22 protein-coding genes are annotated in these 19,870 nt (G+C 59.0%); 11 read left to right on the top strand and 11 right to left on the bottom strand.

The annotated features are described in order from the left end of the window. Positions 1-77: 77 nt before the first annotated feature. The 3 genes from hpt to dacB are packed head-to-tail and all read right to left on the bottom strand — an operon-like array spanning position 78 to position 2,805. A complete protein-coding gene (gene hpt / locus IEU99_RS09025) occupies positions 78-662 on the bottom strand; it encodes a hypoxanthine phosphoribosyltransferase (RefSeq protein ID WP_128889181.1) in 585 nt (194 codons plus the stop codon). Positions 663-664: 2 nt separating this feature from the next. Then, positions 665-1,564, bottom strand: a complete 900-nt coding sequence (gene tilS / locus IEU99_RS09020) for a tRNA lysidine(34) synthetase TilS (protein WP_128889180.1) — start codon at positions 1,562-1,564, stop codon at positions 665-667. Continuing rightward, positions 1,564-2,805 (bottom strand): D-alanyl-D-alanine carboxypeptidase/D-alanyl-D-alanine endopeptidase, encoded by a 1,242-nt coding sequence (gene dacB / locus IEU99_RS09015; RefSeq protein WP_128889179.1) that lies wholly within the window; start codon positions 2,803-2,805, stop codon positions 1,564-1,566. Before dacB ends, tilS begins: the two co-directional genes overlap by 1 nt. Positions 2,806-2,877: 72 nt before the next feature. Between dacB and IEU99_RS09010 the strand changes: the two genes are divergently transcribed. Beyond that, positions 2,878-3,354 (top strand): inorganic diphosphatase, encoded by a 477-nt coding sequence (locus IEU99_RS09010; protein WP_128889178.1) that lies wholly within the window; start codon positions 2,878-2,880, stop codon positions 3,352-3,354. A gap of 1 nt (position 3,355) precedes the next feature. Further along, the gene (locus tag IEU99_RS09005) at positions 3,356-3,643 is read left to right on the top strand and encodes a rhodanese-like domain-containing protein (RefSeq protein ID WP_128889177.1); all 288 of its coding nucleotides are present in this window, start codon (positions 3,356-3,358) and stop codon (positions 3,641-3,643) included. Positions 3,644-3,683: 40 nt separating this feature from the next. On the opposite strand, the gene ppk2 is transcribed toward IEU99_RS09005, so the two are convergent. Both ppk2 and groL read right to left on the bottom strand, forming a co-directional pair. After that, on the bottom strand, positions 3,684-4,580 hold the full coding sequence (gene ppk2 / locus IEU99_RS09000) for a polyphosphate kinase 2 (RefSeq protein WP_123959472.1): 897 nt from the start codon (positions 4,578-4,580) through the stop codon (positions 3,684-3,686). 144 nt (positions 4,581-4,724) lie between these two features. After that, positions 4,725-6,365 (bottom strand): chaperonin GroEL, encoded by a 1,641-nt coding sequence (gene groL, locus IEU99_RS08995; protein ID WP_128889176.1) that lies wholly within the window; start codon positions 6,363-6,365, stop codon positions 4,725-4,727. Between the two features lie 215 nt (positions 6,366-6,580). Here groL and IEU99_RS08990 point away from each other — a divergent pair, with 215 nt between their 5' ends. Both IEU99_RS08990 and IEU99_RS08985 read left to right on the top strand, forming a co-directional pair. Further along, a complete protein-coding gene (locus IEU99_RS08990; RefSeq protein ID WP_128889175.1) occupies positions 6,581-7,912 on the top strand; it encodes a dipeptidase in 1,332 nt (443 codons plus the stop codon). A 258-nt stretch (positions 7,913-8,170) separates the two neighbouring features. After that, positions 8,171-8,647 carry an acetyl-CoA acetyltransferase gene (locus IEU99_RS08985; RefSeq protein ID WP_128889174.1) on the top strand — a complete coding sequence of 159 codons (477 nt, stop codon included), beginning with the start codon at positions 8,171-8,173 and terminating at the stop codon, positions 8,645-8,647. Here IEU99_RS08985 and IEU99_RS08980 read toward each other — a convergent pair. Genes IEU99_RS08980 through IEU99_RS08965 form a run of 4 tightly spaced genes read right to left on the bottom strand, consistent with a single transcriptional unit; the run spans position 8,606 to position 11,838 of the window. Then, a complete protein-coding gene (locus IEU99_RS08980) occupies positions 8,606-9,859 on the bottom strand; it encodes a glycosyltransferase 87 family protein (RefSeq protein WP_128889173.1) in 1,254 nt (417 codons plus the stop codon). The two genes, IEU99_RS08985 and IEU99_RS08980, sit on opposite strands and share 42 nt — an antisense overlap. Continuing rightward, positions 9,840-10,967, bottom strand: coding sequence for a glutamate--cysteine ligase (locus IEU99_RS08975; protein ID WP_128889172.1), 1,128 nt, complete (start codon positions 10,965-10,967; stop codon positions 9,840-9,842). Before IEU99_RS08975 ends, IEU99_RS08980 begins: the two co-directional genes overlap by 20 nt. Positions 10,968-11,018: 51 nt before the next feature. Then, complete coding sequence (locus IEU99_RS08970) at positions 11,019-11,579, bottom strand: LytR C-terminal domain-containing protein (RefSeq protein WP_128889171.1); 561 nt, start codon at positions 11,577-11,579, stop codon at positions 11,019-11,021. Continuing rightward, the gene (locus tag IEU99_RS08965) at positions 11,572-11,838 is read right to left on the bottom strand and encodes a DUF3263 domain-containing protein (RefSeq protein ID WP_128889170.1); all 267 of its coding nucleotides are present in this window, start codon (positions 11,836-11,838) and stop codon (positions 11,572-11,574) included. The genes IEU99_RS08970 and IEU99_RS08965 overlap by 8 nt, the downstream gene beginning before the upstream one ends. On the opposite strand from IEU99_RS08965, the gene IEU99_RS08960 reads away from it, so the two are divergent. Genes IEU99_RS08960 through IEU99_RS08935 form a run of 6 tightly spaced genes read left to right on the top strand, consistent with a single transcriptional unit; the run spans position 11,837 to position 17,211 of the window. Beyond that, positions 11,837-12,418, top strand: coding sequence for a peptide deformylase (locus IEU99_RS08960; RefSeq protein ID WP_128889169.1), 582 nt, complete (start codon positions 11,837-11,839; stop codon positions 12,416-12,418). The two genes, IEU99_RS08965 and IEU99_RS08960, sit on opposite strands and share 2 nt — an antisense overlap. Further along, positions 12,418-13,368, top strand: coding sequence for an N-acetylglutamate synthase, CG3035 family (locus IEU99_RS08955; protein WP_128889168.1), 951 nt, complete (start codon positions 12,418-12,420; stop codon positions 13,366-13,368). Before IEU99_RS08960 ends, IEU99_RS08955 begins: the two co-directional genes overlap by 1 nt. 10 nt (positions 13,369-13,378) lie before the next feature. Beyond that, a complete protein-coding gene (locus IEU99_RS08950) occupies positions 13,379-14,155 on the top strand; it encodes an exodeoxyribonuclease III (RefSeq protein ID WP_128889167.1) in 777 nt (258 codons plus the stop codon). Continuing rightward, positions 14,152-15,648 (top strand): cardiolipin synthase, encoded by a 1,497-nt coding sequence (gene cls / locus IEU99_RS08945; RefSeq protein ID WP_128889166.1) that lies wholly within the window; start codon positions 14,152-14,154, stop codon positions 15,646-15,648. Before IEU99_RS08950 ends, cls begins: the two co-directional genes overlap by 4 nt. A gap of 16 nt (positions 15,649-15,664) precedes the next feature. Next, on the top strand, positions 15,665-16,213 hold the full coding sequence (locus tag IEU99_RS08940) for a hypothetical protein (protein WP_128889165.1): 549 nt from the start codon (positions 15,665-15,667) through the stop codon (positions 16,211-16,213). After that, positions 16,213-17,211 carry a PrsW family intramembrane metalloprotease gene (locus IEU99_RS08935; protein WP_128889164.1) on the top strand — a complete coding sequence of 333 codons (999 nt, stop codon included), beginning with the start codon at positions 16,213-16,215 and terminating at the stop codon, positions 17,209-17,211. Before IEU99_RS08940 ends, IEU99_RS08935 begins: the two co-directional genes overlap by 1 nt. Here the strand turns inward: IEU99_RS08935 and IEU99_RS08930 are convergent. After that, the gene (locus IEU99_RS08930) at positions 17,159-18,355 is read right to left on the bottom strand and encodes a multidrug effflux MFS transporter (protein ID WP_229718455.1); all 1,197 of its coding nucleotides are present in this window, start codon (positions 18,353-18,355) and stop codon (positions 17,159-17,161) included. The genes IEU99_RS08935 and IEU99_RS08930 overlap by 53 nt on opposite strands. A 69-nt stretch (positions 18,356-18,424) precedes the next feature. Here IEU99_RS08930 and IEU99_RS08925 point away from each other — a divergent pair, with 69 nt between their 5' ends. Beyond that, positions 18,425-19,369 carry a Na/Pi cotransporter family protein gene (locus tag IEU99_RS08925; RefSeq protein ID WP_128889163.1) on the top strand — a complete coding sequence of 315 codons (945 nt, stop codon included), beginning with the start codon at positions 18,425-18,427 and terminating at the stop codon, positions 19,367-19,369. Here IEU99_RS08925 and IEU99_RS08920 read toward each other — a convergent pair. Beyond that, positions 19,349-19,864: an NUDIX domain-containing protein gene (locus IEU99_RS08920; protein WP_128889162.1), complete on the bottom strand. Its 516-nt coding sequence runs from the start codon at positions 19,862-19,864 to the stop codon at positions 19,349-19,351. The genes IEU99_RS08925 and IEU99_RS08920 overlap by 21 nt on opposite strands. Positions 19,865-19,870: the final 6 nt, after the last annotated feature.

Here is a 19,870-nt window from a genome sequence, read left to right as displayed (position 1 = left end):
ATGCGTCGGCCCTTTCTTGGGTGTAGTTACTTCGACACTGAATCTAACGCCTCAATGAGCCGAAGTGTTCCGTGTTTTTAGGGTTCATATACGCTGCGACGCAAGCTGCCCACGAAGGGCAAATCGCGGTAGCGCTCTGCGAAGTCGAGCCCGTAGCCAATGAGGAATTCATTGGGGAGGTCGAAACCGATGTCCATGAAGTCCACGCGGGCTTTCACGGCTTCAGGCTTTCGCAGCAGCGAGATAACTTCGAGGCTCTTTGGCCTGCGGCCTTTGAGGTTGCGCATCAGCCAGGACAAGGTGAGCCCGGAGTCGATCACGTCTTCTACCACGAGCACGTTGCGGCCTTCGATATCGCGATCGAGGTCTTTGAGGATGCGCACCACACCCGAAGAGGAGGAAGCATTGCCATAGGAACTCACGGCCATGAATTCCACCTGGGAGGGGATGCGAAGAGCGCGGGCGAGATCGGTGATGAAAAAAACCGCGCCTTTGAGCACACCAACCAAGATGAGGTCTTCTTCTTCGTCTTGGTAGCGCTCGGAGATCGCATCCGCCATCTCTTGGATACGCGCTTTGAGTTGCTCTTCACTTACCAACACGGCTTCGACATCATCGCCGTAGGGGTTATCGGGGACATCGAAGTCCATCGTGTCGTGCATGATTACCTTTCTGCTCTTTCCAACCAAAGTGTGCCATCTTTGCGCACTAACGCCAACCTATTTCCCACGTTCACCGCCCCCTGACCGTGCCAATTGCACAATAAATCCTCTCCTGCGTCCAGGTGGGCTTTCTTCACTTCCACACCTGCCTGCAATAACATTGCCGCAATGGCGCGTCTGCGCACGGCACCGGGGGCGCTTGTGAGTTCTTCTACTTGCTCAGCCCAAAGGCCAAGCGCTTGCTCATCACGAGCCTGCTCGGCGGCAGCAGCAGCCAATGCAGCCACCGCATCGCCACCGATAAGCCTCGATAGCTGCGGGATGATCTCTTGGCGAATTGCTACCCGGCGCGAGGCGTGGGGGTTATTTAAGGGGTCCTCCCAAAAGGAGATGTCGAGTTCTTTGCAGGCGCCCACGGTATCGGCTCTGCTCACCGCCAAGAGGGGCCGCCATAGGCGCACCTGGCCTAGGTTTCTCCACTCGGGCATCCCCACGGCTTTGCCCCGAAGCGCACTCAACAGCAGTGTCTCTGCTTGATCATCGCGGGTATGGCCGACTGCGAGCACGCCGCCATCGCGGCTGGCTTTTTCCAAAGCTTCATAGCGAGCCTTTCGCGCCTGTGCTTCCATGCCTTTGCCTTTGGCCACTGCCACCTGCAAAATCCGTGGCGTTGCCCCCAGGAGGGCGGCTTGTTCGGCTGCGCGTTCGGCCACAGCGGCGGAGTCGGGGTTGAGTTGGTGATCCACGCAAAGGGCTGTCACCGCAGCCCCTTCTGCCCGAAGCGCTGCGAGGAGTGCAAGAGAATCAGGACCGCCAGATAGGCCTACGGCAACGCGTTCGGGTGTGGGGCGCGTGGCGCGTCGACAAGCTAAAAAGTGGGGGCTCTTATCTGGCCAGAACATTAGGAATCACGCAGTGCGCTAGCGATTTCGTCCATTTTGCGGCGGGCTCCATCAACCTCTGCGCCATTGGAAATCATGCCAAAGGCGATCAGGTGGCCGCTTTCGCTTGGTACAACGCCTGTCAGAGCAGCCACTTTGGTTAAGGTTCCGGTTTTGGCGCGCACCCAACCGCGGCCATCTAATCCGCCAAAACGATCGCTTAAGGTGCCATTGGCTCCGGCGATGGGCAAGGTGGCAAGCAAGGGGCGTAGATCCTGACCACTGGCGGCCTCGGTGGCGATTTGGGAAAGCAGGCGGGCGGGGATGCGGTTATCAAGGCTTAAACCGCAGTTATCCAGCAACTGGACCCCGGTGATATTCATGCCTGCTTCGCTGAGCACCTCAAGGGTTGCGGCTTGGGGTGCCGCCGGATCGAGTTCCCTGGCGATGGCCTCAGCCATGACGTTGTCGGAATCTTCCATCATGGCGCTGATGCGAGTTTCCAAGGTGGGCGATTGGCTGGTGGCGATGACCTCGCCTTCGCCTGAGTCGGTGTACCCGAAGGTGCCCGCGCCTAAGGTTTGGGCCAGCGCCTTGGCCACGTCCAGGGCAGGCGTGTGGCTACGCGGTACATCACCGCTGCTTGCGCCGATGCGGCCCTGGTTGATCATCAGCGGCTCCAAGGGGGCCACGTAGCCGCCGTCGATATCCTCGGGGTTCCAGCCGGGCAGGATCTTCTCCCCCGGCCAGGCGGAAGTATCGACGAGCACCGAGTTCACCTTCGGCATGGCCTGTTGGATTTGGGTAGCCAGGGCATCGATGCGCTCGGTGTTCAACCACACATCTCCGCTGCCTTGAATCACGATGGAATCTTCGCCGGTTTTGAGCACCTTGGTTTCGATCACGTCTTCCGGGCCTAGCTTGAGCAAGGCGGCTGCCGCGGTGAGCATCTTGGTAGACGATGCCGGCACCATCGCTTGTTCCGCATTGGATTCCAGTAAGACTTCCCCGGTGCTGGCGTCGATGACGCTGAGCCCAAAGGTGCCAAGTGCTGGGTCTTGGGCGAGCTTGGCTACCTGGGCATTGAGGCTGAGCTCACCCGGGGCGCCCAGTGTTTCCATGGCAGCTTGTGGCGCCGCGATCTGCGCAGGAGGGTCTACTTCGAGGGCGTTTTGCTGGCTTACCCACAGCCCCGCACCTGCGGTTACTGCCACCACTACGCCTGCTCCGAGCAAGGACGTCCACCACTGAGCTTTCTTCATCGGATAACACCTTAGCGCTCGGCTACAATGGTTGGAGCATTTTGTACAACGATCAAGCAAAAAGGAGCGCTCATGAGCGTCGAAGTCACCATCGAGATCCCGAAGGGTTCACGCAACAAGTACGAGGTCGATCACGAGACCGGCAAGGTGTACCTGGACCGTTACCTTTTCACCCCGATGGCCTATCCCCTGGACTACGGCTTTATCGACCACACCCTCGGTGAAGATGGCGACCCGCTCGATGCCCTGGTGATCCTGCCCGAGCCCGTGTTCCCCGGCGTGATTGTCAAGGCTCGCCCCGTCGGCGTGTTCAAGATGACCGACGAGGCCGGCGGCGACGATAAGTTGCTCTGCGTGATCGACGATCCCCGCTACGACCACCTCCAAGACATCGACGATGTCTCCGCCTTCCTGCGCGATGAGGTCGAGCACTTCTTCGTGCACTACAAGGACCTGGAGCCCAACAAGGAAGTCACCGGTTCCGGTTGGGGCAATAAGGAAGAGGCAGAAAAGATCCACCAGGAAGCTATCGAACGGTTCGGTGCCTAAAATGCGTGAAGTACCTGTTGAAGAAGTTCCTGAGGATGCCCAGCTTATCGACTGCCGCGAGGTTGATGAGTTTGCCGAGGTTCATGCAAAGCAGGCAAAGAACATCCCCCTAAGCGAGTTCACCGCGCACGTCGAGGAGCTCGATCAAAGCCGCGATATCTACGTCATCTGCAAGGCAGGTGGCCGCAGCGCCCGCGTGATTGAGTACCTGGCAGCGCGCGATATCGAAGCCATTAACGTCGCAGGCGGCACCGACGCCTGGATCGCCGCAGGGCTACCCACGGCATAAGCGCACATGAAAAAACCCGCCCTCGGGCGGGTTTTTTGTATTAGTCGCCGATCTGGTCGCGACCACGCATCACGATATTGGGGTCCGGTTCACCAACCAGGTCATAGTCCTTGTTGGTGTAGTCGAACTTATTCAAGATGTAGCGCATCGCATTGATGCGGGCGCGCTTTTTATCGTTGGAGCGGATCGTGATCCAGGGCGACTCGTCGGTGTCGGTGTAGCGGAACTGCTCTTCCTTGGCGCGGGTGTAATCATCCCACTTGTCCAAAGAGGCAATGTCCATGGGCGAAAGTTTCCACTGACGCACGGGATCCACCTGGCGGATAGCAAAGCGGGTGCGCTGTTCCTTTTGGCTCACCGAGAACCAGAACTTGGTAAGCGAAATACCAGAGCCCAGGATCATGTTCTCCAGCATCGGCACCTCACGCAGGAATTCTGCGTGCTGCGACTCGGTACAAAAGCCCATCACGCGCTCCACACCGGAGCGGTTGTACCAGGAGCGGTCGAAGAAGACGATCTCGCCGGCTGCTGGGAAGTGCTGGATATAGCGCTGGAAGTACCAGGAGGTGGACTCGCGAGGCGAGGGCTTTTCAAGCGCCACGGTACGGGCACCACGGGGGTTGAGGTGCTCATTGAAGCGCTTAATGGTGCCGCCCTTGCCGGCAGCATCGCGGCCTTCGAACAAGATGATGTGGCGCTGGCCGGTGTCTTTGGTCCAGTTCTGCCACTTCAGCAGCTCGATCTGCAGCGCGCGCTTCACATGTTCGTACTCATCGCGCGTCATGCGCTCCTGATACGGATAATTTTCTTTCCACGTCTCGACCGGGCGCCCATCGGGGGCCAAGAGAACCGGATCGTCCTCATCGGTATCGTCCACGGTATAACCCTCCGTGGCCGCAAGATCGATGACTGGAAGCTCGCCACTGTCTTCGCTCATACCCCCGATAATAGCGCCTTAGCGCACCCTCTTTTCCCTAAAACCGGGGTATTTTCGCCCCAGCGCACCCTCCCCTGCCCCCGGTGGGCACCCCCAAACCCAAAAACTCCCCGACGTGCGTCGGGGAGTGTGTCTTTGGTGAGCTTAGAAGCCCATGCCGCCCATCTCGTCAGCGCCGGGCATTGCCGGTGCTGCGGGCTCGGGCTTATCGGCTACCACTGCCTCGGTGGTGAGGAACAGTGCCGCAATGGAGGCTGCGTTTTGCAGTGCAGAGCGGGTGACCTTCACCGGGTCGTTGATGCCGGCATCCATGAGGTCGACGTACTCGCCAGTGGCGGCGTTGAGGCCTTCACCTGCGGGCAGGTTGGAAACCTTGTCTGCAACCACGCCGGGCTCCAGGCCTGCGTTGAAGGCGATCTGCTTCAGCGGTGCAGACAGTGCTTCGCGCACGATCTTCACGCCGGTTGCCTCATCACCTGCGAGGTCAAGGTCGCCGTCGAGCACGTGGGCTGCCTGGAGCAAGGCCACGCCACCGCCGGCAACGATGCCCTCTTCCACGGCTGCCTTTGCGTTGCGCACGGCGTCTTCGATGCGGTGCTTGCGCTCTTTGAGCTCAACTTCGGTGGCTGCGCCAACCTTGATCACAGCAACGCCACCGGCGAGCTTTGCCAGGCGTTCCTGGAGCTTCTCGCGGTCGTACTCGGAGTCGGAGTTCTCGATCTCGGCGCGGATCTGGTTTACGCGGCCTTCGATCTGTGCGGCATCGCCAGCGCCTTCCACGATGGTGGTGTCATCCTTGGTCACGACCACCTTGCGTGCGCGGCCCAGCAGCGGCAGATCGGCGGTTTCAAGGGAGAGGCCAACTTCTTCGGAGATCACCTGGCCGCCGGTGAGGATGGCCATGTCCTGCAGTTGAGCCTTGCGACGATCGCCGAAGCCCGGAGCCTTTACGGCCACAGACTTGAAGGTGCCGCGGATCTTGTTCACCACGAGGGTGGACAGTGCTTCGCCTTCGACGTCTTCGGCAATGATCAGCAGCGGCTTGGAGGTCTGCATAACCTTCTCCAGCAGCGGCAGCAGTTCCTTGATATTGGAGATCTTGCCGGATACCAGCAGGATGTAGGGATCCTCGAGTACGGCTTCGAGGCGCTCCATATCGGTGGCGAAGTAGCCGGAGATGTAGCCCTTATCAAAGCGCATACCCTCGGTTACCTCGAGGTCCACACCGAAGGTGTTGGACTCTTCAACGGTGATAACCGATTCCTTGTTCAGCTTGCCGCCGCCAACGGCGTACATGGCCTTGGCAATCTGAGCACCGATAGCCGGGTCGGCAGCGGAGATGCCGGCGGTAGCAGCGATCTGCTCTTCGGTTTCTACTTCCTTGGCGCCGGAAAGCAGTTGCTCGGTCACCTTGGATACGGCCTGCTCGATGCCGCGCTTAATGCCCATGGGGTTGGAGCCGGCAGCGACGTTGCGCAGACCTTCGCGCACGAGCGCCTGTGCCAGCACGGTGGCGGTGGTGGTGCCGTCGCCTGCTACGTCGTCAGTCTTTTTTGCTACTTCTTTAACAAGCTCGGCGCCGATCTTCTCATAGGGATCTTCGAGCTCAATTTCGCGAGCGATGGAAACGCCGTCGTTGGTGATGGTGGGCGCGCCCCAGCTCTTTTCCAACACTACGTTGCGACCCTTAGGGCCAAGAGTGACCTTCACGGCGTCGGCGAGGGTATTCAGGCCTCGCTCGAGTCCGCGACGTGCTTCCTCATCAAAGGCAATCATCTTTGCCATGTGTTTTTGTGCTCCTTGTTTTTGTTCAAAGACGACACTCACGTCTATCGATCGCTACGTAGCGCCCGCGACGGCGTTGGTTGGCTGAGTGTGTACCAACCTCACTCGTAGTTGTTGGCACTCGGCTAACCCAAGTGCTAAATCCGTTCTAGCAGTCGCACCCCTTGAGTGCAAGCAACGTTCGCTGGCAGCGGACACGACCTACACTGGCCACCATGAGCCATTCAATTGAAACGATCAAAGACGCCATCTTTGCTCAGCGCGAGCGCGTATTCCAGGAGCTCAAAGAGCTCACTTCCTACCACTCAGTGCATTCCAGCCCGGCCGATGCTGAAGATCACGCCCAGGCCTGCGAATGGGTGCGCAACGCCCTTTCCGAGGCGGGCCTCGACGTCACCGTCTATCCCAGCAATGCGCCCACCGTCATTGGCCGCAAGGAAGCCAAAAATGGCGCGCCGACCGTCTTGCTCTATAGCCACTATGACGTGGTTCCCGCCGGCGACCCGAAGGCCTGGATCACTCCCGCCACCGAGCTCACCGAGCGCGATGGCCGCTGGTACGCCCGCGGCGCGGCGGATTGTAAGGGCAATTTGGTCATGCACTTAGCCGCCCTGCGAGAGGTAGGCGAGACGGATCTGGGCATCACCTTCCTGGTGGAAGGCTCAGAGGAGATGGGTGGCGAGGAGCTTTCGGCGCTGATTCAATCGCAGCCGGAGCTATTCAAAGCCGATGTGATCCTCATTGCCGATTCCGGCAACGCCGAGGTGGGAGAGCCAACGCTGACCACCTCCCTTCGCGGTGGCGCACAGATCACGGTCAAGGTGGATACCCTCGAAGCCCCCGTGCACTCGGGCAGCTTTGGCGGCGCCGCCCCCGATGCCACCGCCGCCTTGATCCGCACCTTGGACTCGCTCAAGGACGCTTCGGGCGCAATCCAGGTGGATGGGCTCGAAACCACTCAGCACTTTGAGGGCGCGAGCTACGATCCGGATACCTTCCGCGAGGATGCCGGCGTGTTAGATGGGGTGGATTTGCTTGGTAGCGATAACCCGGCTGACCTGGTGTGGGCGCGTCCTGCAATCAGCATTACCGGCTTTAGTTCCACCCCTGTTGCCGAGGCCGTTAATGCGGTGCCCGCTACCGCCCAGGCTCGCCTGAATCTGCGCGTTCCCCCGGGAATGGATGCCCGCGATGCGGCCGAGAAGGTGGTTGAGCACCTCAAGGCTCATGTGCCGTGGCATGCACGCATTGAGTGCGAGGTTGCCGATGTCAATGCCCCCTTCTCCACGGATATTTCCGGCCCGGCGCTGACCCTGCTGAGCAAGTGCTTGCGCTCAGCCTATGGTGCCGAGAAGACCACGGTGGTTGGTTCCGGTGGCTCGATTCCACTGTGTTCGGAGCTTATCGACGTCAACCCCAGCGCCGAATTGGCGCTGTACGGGGTGGAGGAACCGCTGTGCAAGATCCACTCCCCCAATGAGTCGGTGGATCCCAATGAGATTTTGCACATTGCAACGGCAGAAGCGGCCTTCCTCCGTCATCTCTAATACCCCCGCACAGGGGGTGACTCGCGCCACACACTTGCAGTGGCGTGAGTCATTTTCTATCTTCATCTTCGTGACCTACATCATTTCCCTTCTCGCAGTGCTCCTCGCGGCCGTAGTGGCCAAGCGAGTGCTTTGGGCTACGTACCCTCAAGCGGGAAATTAGGACCGACTCCCCGCTTCGAGGGGAGTGGCCGTTAAACACCAAGGCAACAGAGTCAGTCCACAGTTTTTCCACCACAACTGATTGGACCTAGAAAAATGATGTTCACCCAAACTCGCACCCAAGATCCATTTGCCGCTCGTTTTGGCAAAGAACTGCCCACCGGCTTGCGAGAACAAGCAGAAGGTATTTCCTGGGCTACGTTCTCAGATACCTTCGCGCCCATCGCCGATCTGCGCCTTCGCATCACCGAAGTTGAAACGCTGCCCGGCACCTTAAAGAACTTCCACATCACCATCCTCAACAACACCGAGCAGGGGCTGCAGGAAGAACACCACTGCATCCGCAGCACCGGCGCTGCTATGGCATGTACCCAATTGCTGGCTGATCGAGGCCGCCGCATTGAAATGCTGCGCTTTCACCAGTGCCAGATCTTCGAATCCACCGTCACCTTCATCCTGGCCGGCAACGATATTCACACCCGCTGGGCCATGGGCTTTGGCGGCACCCCCGAACAATCCATCGCCGCTGCTTTAAGCACCGCCGGAGAACTTCTCTACGGTTCTCGTAGTTAAGCCCAACCAACCAAAGGCCGCATAGCCAGCGATAGCCACAAGCCCTACGCATACAAAGAGCACATTCAAGGGCTCATGCATAAAGGCCTCCCCGCGGATTCGCTGGGCCACATCCGGGGCCAAAGCCTTATTCACGGTGGGCAGCAGCCAGAGGCACAACAGCACAATCGAGCACAGCAAGAGCGCCTGGGACACCAACCAACGGCGCCAGCCATGAAAACGATAGGCGAGTTCGTCGACAAGCAAGATAACTCCAGCCGCAGCCGGGGCCACCCACACCCAGTGGTGGTACCAGGCAAATGGCGAAATTAAACAAGCGGCAAAACCGCAAAGTGCCAGTGCTAGTGCCATGTGGTCGTGGCGAATCGCCCAATAGGAGGCCAAGGCCGTGAGCGCTAATACCAGCAGACTCAAGGCCAACCACAGCCAGGGGCTATGAGCATCGAAGACGCGGATAAGCACCGATTGCAGCGATTGCGCCCCCGGGTTGGTGTGCTGGCCCACGCGCGAAGAATCGCTGATCGCCTCCGTCCAGAAACGGCTCGCATCGCGGACGAACACCAGCCCGAGCACCACGGTGGCGGCGAAGGTGGCCAGCGCCACGCCCAGAGCCCGCCAACGACGCTGCAGCACAAAAAGCAGGAGAAAAAGCGCTGGGGTGAGTTTCAAACCGGCGGCAAGGCCTACGCCAATGCCTGCCCAACGATGCTCCTTAGGCAGAAAATCCAGGGCGATCAGCGCCATGAGCAAGAGATTGATTTGCCCATAGTAGAAGTTTGCCCTGATCGGTTCGGAGGCAAACATGGCCGTAGCAAAGGTCAGCGCCGCAATACACAAAAGCGGGGTGCACTCACGCCTGCGAGCAAACACCATGAGCACCACAGCAACGAGCGCGAAAAAATTCAGCGTCTGCCAGGCGATGGTGAGCAGTTGAGGATCCAGGCGATAAAAAGGCGAGAACACCAGCCCGGCAAAGGGCGGGTAGGTAAAGGGGAGGTCTTTAACAAAAGGCCCGGCATACAGCGGTTGATGCTCCGCCACCGCTTTGCCGCCTAAGGTATAGACCTCCAGGTCCACCGGCATCCACTTATTAATCTGCTTTTCAGCAGGGATATAGGATTCGCGAACCAGCACCTTAAAGGCCAGCAGTGCGCTCAGCACAAGGAGGAAAGGCGCACATAATAAAGGCCCTTTATCCTTCAGCACTGGCACGTACTTCCTCAATCGACTGATCCACCACAGCCTCCCAAGATCCGCTCTGCTGGTACAGCGCCCGCTGACGCTGATAGGGCGCACCCTGATCCACGATGGTGTTGACCAGGAGCAATTCCCGCTCGCAGCCCAGGCGCTTGGCCGTTGGTAGCAGCAAGGTGACAAGTTCTCGCAGCTCATCGCTCACGAGGTGCTCATCGGTATCGCGGGAAGTGACCACGATGGCGTCGAGGCCATAGCGGGCCGCGCGCCACTTATTTTCAGCCACATGCCAGGGCTGGAGCACCGTCATCTCTTCGCCACGGGCCAGCGCCTCATCCAGGTACACCACCAGGCAGTGGGTCAAGGCGATCACGGCGGCCATTTCTTCTAATTTGGGGGCGGCATCGGAAACGCGAACCTCAATGGTGCCCCATTTACCCGCTGGGCGGATATCGAAGTGCATGGAGCCGGTGTGGCTGATCACGCCGGAGCGGTCCTGATCCTCCATGAAGGCTTCCCACTCGCCCCAGCTTTGGAATTGATAGGGCATGCCGGCTGTGGGCAGTTGCTGGTACAGCATGGTGCGGTTGGAGGCGTAGCCGGTATCCAAACCCTCCCAGCCAGGAGAGGAGGCACTGAGCGCCAGCAGGTGGGGGTAGTAGGTCATCAGCGCATTGATGATCGGCCAGACGCGATCTTTATCGCTAATGCCGACGTGTACATGCAAGCCCCAAATCAGCATTTGGGTGCCCCAGAACTGGGTGCGCTCAATGATCTCGTTGTAGTGCCCCTTCTCCCCCACTTTTTGCTCAGCGGATTTAGCAAAGGGGTGGGAACCGGAGCTCCACAGCGCCACCTGCTGCTCATCGGCAGCCTGCAGCAAGGCCCGCAAACCGCGGCGCAAGGCATCAAGCGCCTCGGCGGTGTTCTGGCACACCGGGGTCACGATCTCGACGGTATTTGCCAAGAACTCATGCTCAAATTGCACCTTCGGGTCAATGGCGCTGGCACGCTCAATGAGTTCCTTGGCGGCGGGGATCAGATCGCGGGTGCGTGGGTCTGCAATCGCAAGCTCCCATTCCACCCCGATGGTTGGTTCCGGAGAGGCATGAAAGGCCTGGGCCATAAGTAGCCCCTTTCCTAGTGGTGCGTGCTCAAACTCTAAAACGTGCAGGTGTTAAGGAATGTTCTTCGCCAACACCAGCACTAAGGCATTGGGATCATTGGCTGGGCCACCAGCTTGAGCCACGCCACCGACGCGATCGGCCAGCTCGCGAGCAGACTGCTCAGCACCAGGGTTTTCGGGGTTGAAGTACACGGTGTTTTGGGGCAAGACGGCGTCGGAGAAGTTACCCACCTCGCCTTTTTGCCAGCCCTCTGCGGCCAGGGTGTTGGCCACATCGGCGGCCATGCCCTGCACAGTGGAGTTATTCAGCACCGTCACCTGCTTCACCGGCTTTGCCTGCTGCTCAGTGGGCTCCGGCGATGGCTGCGGCTGCTCGGCTTCTTCGCTCTGCTGGGTGGCTTGGGTCTGCTCTTGAGTTTGCTCCACCTGGGTTGGCTCAACTTCTGCCACGGTGTCTTCATCGGAGTTGGCGGCATAGATGCCCCAGGCCACGAGTAGCACTGCCACGGCGATCAGAATCATGGCAAGGCCACGCAACGGGAGGGAGCGTTGCGCGGGTTCGGCGTCTTCGAGGCGGTGGGCGCCACCTTGGTATTCAGATTGCTCAGTCACGCTTGTTCATCCTAGCGTTTGCTCTTGTATCTCGAATTCTGCGAAGCCGCGCACTGAGGCTTGGAAAGCGCTGCATCACAGCGGGCTGATCGATAGCCACGTTGAGCTGTTGATAATAACGGATCGGAGAGATACCAAAAGTTGCCACGATGGCATCCTCTTTGGCACCTGCACTTCGAGGAGCCTGCGCTTCAAACTCCAACAGTGCAAGCTGGTGTTGAATTAGTTCGGCTTCGCTCATGCCTACACTGTAGGGCATGACTGTTCGAGCAATCGTGATCTGCGGCGACCCGGTGCTACACACCCCCACCGAACCTGTAAGCGAGCCGGCAAGTGAGTTATCCCAGCTCATCGCCGATATGTTTGAGACGATGGAGGCCGCCCACGGCGTTGGCCTCGCCGCGAATCAAATTGGCGTAAATAAGCGCCTATTTGTGTATAACTGCCCCGATGATGAAGGCCACCTTCATCGCGGTTGCATCATTAACCCCACGCTCGAAACCTCTGAGATCCCAGAGACGATGCCCGAAACAGATGGCAGCGATGACGAGGGCTGCCTCTCGCTTCCCGGCGAAAGCTTCCCCACCGGCCGCGCACAGTGGGCGAAGGTGAGCGGCCTGGATCAAGACGGCAACCCCGTTGAGGTAGAAGGCACCGGCTTTTTGGCGCGCTGCTTCCAGCATGAGGTTGGCCACCTCGATGGCTTTGTGTACACCGATGTGCTCATTGGCCGCAATGCCCGCAAGGCCAAAAAGACCATTAAGCGCAATGGTTGGACCGAGGCCGGCCAGACCTGGACTCCGGGTATTGATCCCGATCCCTTCGGCTGGGACGAGTAGTGTCGCGCATTTTCCGTTCCGATGCAGTCTCCCCCGGCGACCGGGTGGTGGTTCGACGTACCCACAACGACGTCATCGGCCATGTGCAGCGCATTGATGCCACCGGCATTGCTATTCGCCCCCAAAAGGTTGGTGGCTTCGTTTCCAGCCTGCCCGAGGTGTGGATCCCTACCGAGGACGCGCTCATCATCAAGCGGCTCAGCCCGCGCACGGTGCGTAATCGCGATATCCGCGCCATTGAATTAGCCACCGCCAAGGCGTTTCCTGGCATCGAGCACACCTGGTGCGGCCAGTGGCTGCTTCGCGCTGGTGATGGCATTACTGAGCGTTCGAATTCTGCAGCACCCCTTGGCCCTTCTGCGATGTTTGAGCCGGTGCCGGTGGATGAGATTCGCGCTTTTTATGCCCGCCATCAGCTTCCTGCCCGCATCTTGATCCCGGAGCGCATTGCCAAGCCCGCGGAGGCTTTGGCGCAAGACCATGAGCTTGGACCAGAGATCGTGGTGATGCTGCGCCAGCTTGATGCCATCACGCCGGTGGATCTTGAAGGTTTTGAGTTCAGGATTGATGATCAGCCGGATGCCGAGTGGCTGCAGATGTATCACTTCCGCGGCAAGCCTCTTCCTGCGCATGCCCTTGAGTTATTGCGTACCCGCATCGATGGTCAGATGGGCTTTGGCCGGCTGGTGCATGAGGGAGAAACGGTGGCGATTACCCGAGGCACCATTAGCGACCAGTACCTTGGGTATTCGGCGGTGGAGGTCAAAGAAGCTTTTCGACGCCGCGGCCTCGGCACCGCGCTGGGCCAACAGATGCTGGCCTGGGGCAAAGCCCATGGTGCCACGCAGGCCTATCTGCAAGTGATCGCCTCGAATGAGGCGGGTATTCGCTTGTACCGAAAATTAGGCTTCGAAGAACACCACCGACATCGTTACGCCACATTGTCCTAAAGTATTGGCTATGCGCATAGCCAATTGGAACGTCAATTCTGCCCGCACGAGGGCAGACCGCATGGTGGATTTCCTGCGCCGACAGGACGTGGATGTTCTCGCCGTCCAGGAAACGAAATGCACCGACGAGCAGTTTCCGCGCGAGCGCTTTGAAGCTCTTGGCTATGAGGTCGCGCATGTTGGCCTCAATCAGTGGAATGGTGTGGCGATTCTTTCGCGGGTGGGCATCGAGGATGTGCAGACGCATTTCCCCAACCAGCCTGGCTTTGCCAAGGATCCCCTTGCCCCACAAAACATTGAGGCTCGCGCGATTGGTGCGCTGTGTGGTGGGGTGAGGATCTGGAGCCTCTATGTGCCAAATGGGCGCGCGATTGCCGATCCCCACTACGACTACAAGCTGCGCTGGCTGTATCACCTGGGGGCATTTATTGGCCAGGAATTAGGCACGCCCACGGTGTTGCTTGGCGATTTCAATATTGCCCCGCGCGATCAAGATGTGTGGGATATCCGCGTCTTTGATGGCCTCACCCACGTCACCGAACCTGAGCGCCAGGCCTTTGAGCATTTGCTCGATACCGGCCTGCGGGTCACGAGCCCCCTAGAAGGCTATAGCTATTGGGACTATAAAGCTGGGCGCTTTGGCAAGAATGAGGGGATGCTGATCGATTTCCAGCTTGCCAGCAAGCAACTTGAGCCCACGCATGCCTTTATCGACGTCGAAGAGCGAAGCGGCAAGGGCGCGTCTGATCATGCACCGGTGGTGGTTGATTATGAGGTTCGCGAATGAATTGGCATATCGATATCGCCAACTGGCAAACCATCGGCCTGATCATTGATTACTCCATCAAGATCATTGCCATTGGCTTCGTGCCCGAAGGACGTAGGCCAAGTTCTTCTACCGCGTGGCTATTGGCCATTTTGCTTCTGCCCTTCGTGGGCCTGCCGCTATTCCTGCTCATGGGCAGCCCCTATATCAATAGGCGGCGCCACAAGGTGCAGTTAGAGGCTTTGGCGGAGATCCATGAAAAGCAGGACTCCATTCCCGATTTTCCACCTCATGCAAAAATTAACGATGAGCTGGAGTCGATGATTCGCCTGAATCGCACGCTCACGGGTCTGCCCGCGGTAACTGGCGTAAATCATGGCCTTCTGCCCGAGTACGAGGCCTCGATTACGCGCATGGCTCATGCCGTGGATGAGGCCAAGGACTATGTGCATGTAGAGATCTACATCATGGCCTGGGACGATACCACCGACGTCTTCTTTAGAGCCCTGGAGCGCGCGGTGCAGCGCGGGGTGAAGGTGCGCCTGCTTTTCGACCAAGTGGGATCGTGGAAATACCCCGGGTATCGCAAACTGGGCAAAAGGCTCAGCGCCATTGGTGTGGAATGGCATCTCATGCTCCCCTTGCAGCCTTGGCGTTGGCGTTTCCGCCGCCCGGATCTGCGCAATCACCGCAAGATGCTCATCATCGACGGCAAATTGGGCTTCATGGGCTCACAAAACATGATCGACTCCTCCTACCTGCTCAAGGGCAATATCAAGGCCGGCAGGCACTGGAAAGACGTAATGGTGGAGCTTTCGGGCCCGGTGGTTTCTGCCATGGACGTGGTCTTTGCGGTGGACTGGTACTTGGAGTCCGAAGAACTGCTCGATTCTGGCGAGCGCCCACCGAACCCGCAGTTGCCCGAGCACAATAAGTCCGATGTGAATGTGCTCCAGCTTGTGCCCTCGGGCCCCGGATACACCACCGAGCCGAATTTGCGCCTATTCAATTCGATCATTCACCACGCCAAGGAGCGTCTGGTGATGTGCTCGCCATACTTCATTCCCGATGAATCGATGATGGAGGCGGTAACCAGCGCCTGCTATCGCGGCGTGGAAGTAGAGCTGTATGTGAGCGAAAAGGGCGATCAGTTTATGGTCAGCCACGCCCAATCGAGCTACTATCAGGCGCTGTTAGAGGCCGGGGTGAAAATCTATCGCTATGCTGCGCCGACGGTGCTGCATTCAAAGTTTGTGCTGGCCGATCCAGAGCGCGAGGCCGGTGGCGGTGCCGTGGGTGCGATGGGCTCTTCCAATATGGATATGCGAAGCTTCGGCCTCAACTATGAAGTGACCTTGCTCATGGCCCGCGGCAACCTGATTGATCAGCTCACGGAACTCACCGAGGAATATAAGCAAAGCTCAACGGTGCTCACCCTCGATGAGTGGAATCAGCGCGGCATCGTTCGTCGATATGTCGACAACATTATGCGCTTGACCTCCGCACTGCAGTAGTGCAGCATCTTTTCAAGTGAGAAAGAAAACGTTTCCATCACAGCAGTTCTTACCTGCGCTGCTGATTACTCTTGGCCTCGCTGCCACGTGGTCTGTGCCCGCACTGATCAACCAAGCAGTGCCCACCGCCACCGAAGATCCGGCCTCCACCCTCGAAGTGGAATCCGCCACGGCCACCGCCACCTTCACCCCACCGCAGGATTGGCGCGTCCAGCACCAAACCGCTGCCAGCGGTATCACTTTGCTTGACGACGACGGTTCCACCATCGACGTGGAGGTTGTCAGCGACGTCAAGGACTTTGATAACTCCGCACGCAGAAAAGCCGCCGAGCTCGACCGCGCTGGCATTGCCCTGGCCTACGACGGCGAGCCAATCGAGACGGCTAAGGGTCTCAAGGGCCGAAGCTGCTATGTTTTCCGCGCTTCCGATCAACACGGTGGCGAATGCGGTTTTGTAGAAAAAGATGGCGAGATGGTGTTGGTGTATAACCTTGCTGCCGACCCAGACAATGCCCCAGATATCCAGCCGCTAATTGATTCGATCAGCATCCAAAAGGAGGCATAATGCACGAGTTCTTTAGGCCTCAAGCCTGGACCTGGTGGGTATTCGTTGTCGCCGTCGCCCTCGGCACGGCCGGAGTGAGCATTGCCGTTGCCCAATCCTTCCAAGCCGCCAGCGAATCACTGTGGACGCTTGCCCCACTCTTCGCCCTCACCTTGGCAATTTTTGCCGCCATCATTTTGCTCACCGACCCCTACCGCAGCCGCAGGCCGTGGGTGCTCCTGCTGGCCATGGTGTTTGGCGCCACGGTGCCCACCTGGCTAGGCGTTCACGCCAATGAGCACATCGTCAGGATCACCGCAGATCTCTTGCCCCAGGGTGTGGGCGCTGCCTGGGGTGCCGCTGCCGCTGGGCCGACCAGCGAAGAGTGGTCGAAAATGCTTGGCGTTTTCCTGATTATGCTCATCGCCTCGAAAACGATGCTGCGCCCCATGCATGGGCTGCTCGTGGGTGCTTTCATCGGCCTGGGATTCCAGATCTTTGAAAATGTCTCCTACGCCGCCAACCTGGCCACTGCGGATGCGAATAGCAATTTGCAGGGCGCGCTCGGTGTGACCATTGTGCGAAGCCTGGTCGGCATCGCCTCGCACTGGCTTTATACCGGCATCATTGGCGTCGGCGTTGCCATTGCCCTTGGCAGAAGCATCAAGCAACGTTCGCTTGGGGCCCGCATCGGCGCTTTCCTCGGCTTCTTCCTGCTGGGCTGGGGCGTGCACTTTGTGTGGAACGCTCCACTTGGAGAAGACCTTGGCCTCCTGCTCATGGCCATAAAGATCATCATCTTCCTGGTCATTTTCTCCTTCGTGCTGCGCTATGTGCTCAAAGAAGAGCGACGCTACCTCAAGCAGGCAAGCGAAAAGCTTCCCCAGCCAGAGCCTGCCGTGGCGGCAGCAATTGCGCCACGCAAGCAACGTCGAAAAGCTCTGAAGGGAAGCGATAAGAAGCAGGTTAAACGCGAGAGGAAGCAGTACCTGGATCAGCTTCAGGCACTCGCATACTAGCGAAGAAGGCGATCGCGCTCATCAGCGCCATGCTCAGCCCCATCGATAGCGCCATATTTCCGCCGATTCCCACCAACATGGTGGCGATTCCCGCAACGAGGAATTGCACAAAACCCATGAGGGAAGAGGCGGATCCTGCGTATTCGCGCACCTCATCTGTGCCCATAGAAAAGGCGTTGCCCATCACCATCGGAAGTGGCGCCACGCAGAAGAACAGGGCCGGGAAATACAACAGCGGAGCCATGCCCAACAGCGTGATCGCCACCAGGGAGATATTGGCCAGCAATAACACGCTCAGCCCGGCGCGCAACAAGGTGATTTGGCGGAAACGGTCGATGAGGCGGTTATTTAGCAAACCGGTGAGCATCAAACCTAAAGCATTGCCCGCAAAGCAAAGGGTGTAGATGTGGACGCTCAAGCCCATCACGTCTTGGATCACAAAGGACGAGGCGGAGATGTAGCTGAACATGGAGCCGAAGCCGAAGGAAAAGGCCAGGAGCATCTGCACGAAACGTCGATTCGCTAGCACGGTGCGGAAATTCGAGAGCACCGGACGGATCCGAAGCGGCGCGCGCTGGTGGCGAGTCTCGGGAATGCCTCGCCACACCACCAAGACCTGCAGAGCAGAAAAAGCCACGAGCACCCAAAAGATGCCCCGCCAACCAATGGGCGAGGCCAAGACGCCACCGAGTACCGGCGCTGCCACTGGCGCTACTGATTGAATCACCATCATCAAGGTGAATGCCTTCGCTGCCTCTGCGCCTCGGGCGAGATCAGGCACGATGGCTCGCGCCAACACCACGCAGGCACCGGAACCGAGGCCGTGCAATAAACGCGCGGCGACGAGTATGCCGATGCCCGGGGTGAGAGCGCAGGCAATGCAGGAGATGAGACTCAATAAGGCACCCACGAGCAAAAGACGCCTTCTGCCCAAAGCATCAGAGATGGTGCCCACGATGAGCTGGCCGAGCGCCATGCCCACCATGAATGCAGTGAGGGTGAGCTGCACTGAACTTTCGGGGGTACGCAGGTCCTTTGCCAGTGCCGGCAATGTGGGCAAATACATGTCGATTGCAAATGGCCCCGAGGCCATGAGCAGGGCTAGGCCTGCAAGAAGACCGGTACTAATCCTAGATTCGCGCAACAACGCCGCCTTTCATACGTGGGGAGTTTTCCACGCTACTCCTTGGCGCATGTAAGAATATGAAGCGGCATGGATGAAATATCGCTCACACGCTTGGGGCAGGCGGCACTCTACGGCGCGCTGCTTGCTTGCCTATGCGCTATGGCCTTGTGCCTTGGGGTACTCAGCCAAAGCCTCGGCGTGCTGTTGAGTGATACCAGCCGCGACTTACTCGCCCAGCCGCAAAGCATGGTCTTCGCCCTCCTGTTGGGCATTGCCGTGACGATTATGCTGCAATCATCCTCCCTGGCCTCAGTGCTCATTGTGAATCTGGTGGCTACCTCTCAATTGCCCACACAGGCAGCGATTGCGGCGATCTTCGGCGCCAATATCGGCACGGTATTAACACCCATGCTCTTAAGCCTGGTGCTGCGATCTTCTGCTGCGCGCACCGTGGCCTGGCAACATGCCTTGTTTAACCTCGCCGGCGCCGCCACGCTTTTGCCCATTGAGCTGGTATTTCATCCGCTCTATCACCTGGCTAGCTGGATTGCGCAGCCGGAAACCCCGCATGCGGGCTTAGAGCTTTCCATCGGCACCGCAGCCCAACCGATCGCCATGGCGCTGAGTGTGGGCGGGCTGATTGCACTGATGTTTTGTGTCCGCGCCATCGCGGCTCGACTGCTGCGCGGCACGGGCCATGACATGAATATTGGCGATACCACCGGAGTGGCTATTGGTGTGCTCAGCACCATGGTGTTGCAACTTTCAGCCGCCACCATTGCCTGCACCTGCGGGGTGGCAGCTTCCGGGGCGCTCAGCAGCCGGCGAAGCATCGCCATCGTCTTGGGCGCCAATATCGGCACTACCTTTACCGCCGTGCTGGCTGCCCTAGCTCTCGACGGCCCCTTGCGTGAGATTGCTTTGGTGGTGGCGTTGGTGCATCTGCTCTACAACGTGATTGGCACACTGGTGGTGCTGCTGATCCCACCAATCCGAGGTCTCTTGGTGCGCTTAGCTACCGCCTTGGCTTAATAGCTTTTGAGCCCAGGTGCGCAACTGCGGCCAAGAGCGCGCAAAGGCAGGTAGCAGCGCAAGTGTTTCCACCTCGCTTGCTGCGACCCATCGCAACTCAAATGATTCCTCATTCGCTTCTACTTCAAGCGCTTCGGGGGCAAGGCCGAGCACCGTGGTGTAGCTCCAGTCGCCTGCGAGCTCTGGCCTGAGCGGATCTGCGGGAAATGGCCCTGCGGTAATTTTTGAGCCCAGCACCGAATACTGCGATGGGTGGATGCCGGTTTCCTCAAAAGCTTCACGGCCGGCGGCTTCTTCGGGGGTTTCCCACAAATCTCGGGCCCCACCCGGTAGCGCCCAGGTGTTGCCCTGGCTTGTCCATGCGGCGCGGTGTTGCATGAGCACGCGAAAATCGCTTCCCTCTTGGTAGACCAGGAACAGGCCGGCGGCACCGAAGCGACCCCACATCCGCATGCCTTCAGGTCCTGCTGCCCATCCATTGCCTTCGCCAGCCATAGCACC

It is taken from the genome of Corynebacterium pelargi (assembly GCF_014635485.1).
GTDB classification, from domain to species: domain Bacteria; phylum Actinomycetota; class Actinomycetes; order Mycobacteriales; family Mycobacteriaceae; genus Corynebacterium; species Corynebacterium pelargi.
Note: the sequence above shows the minus strand (reverse complement) of the source record. Positions and strands in the feature narration are given on the sequence as shown.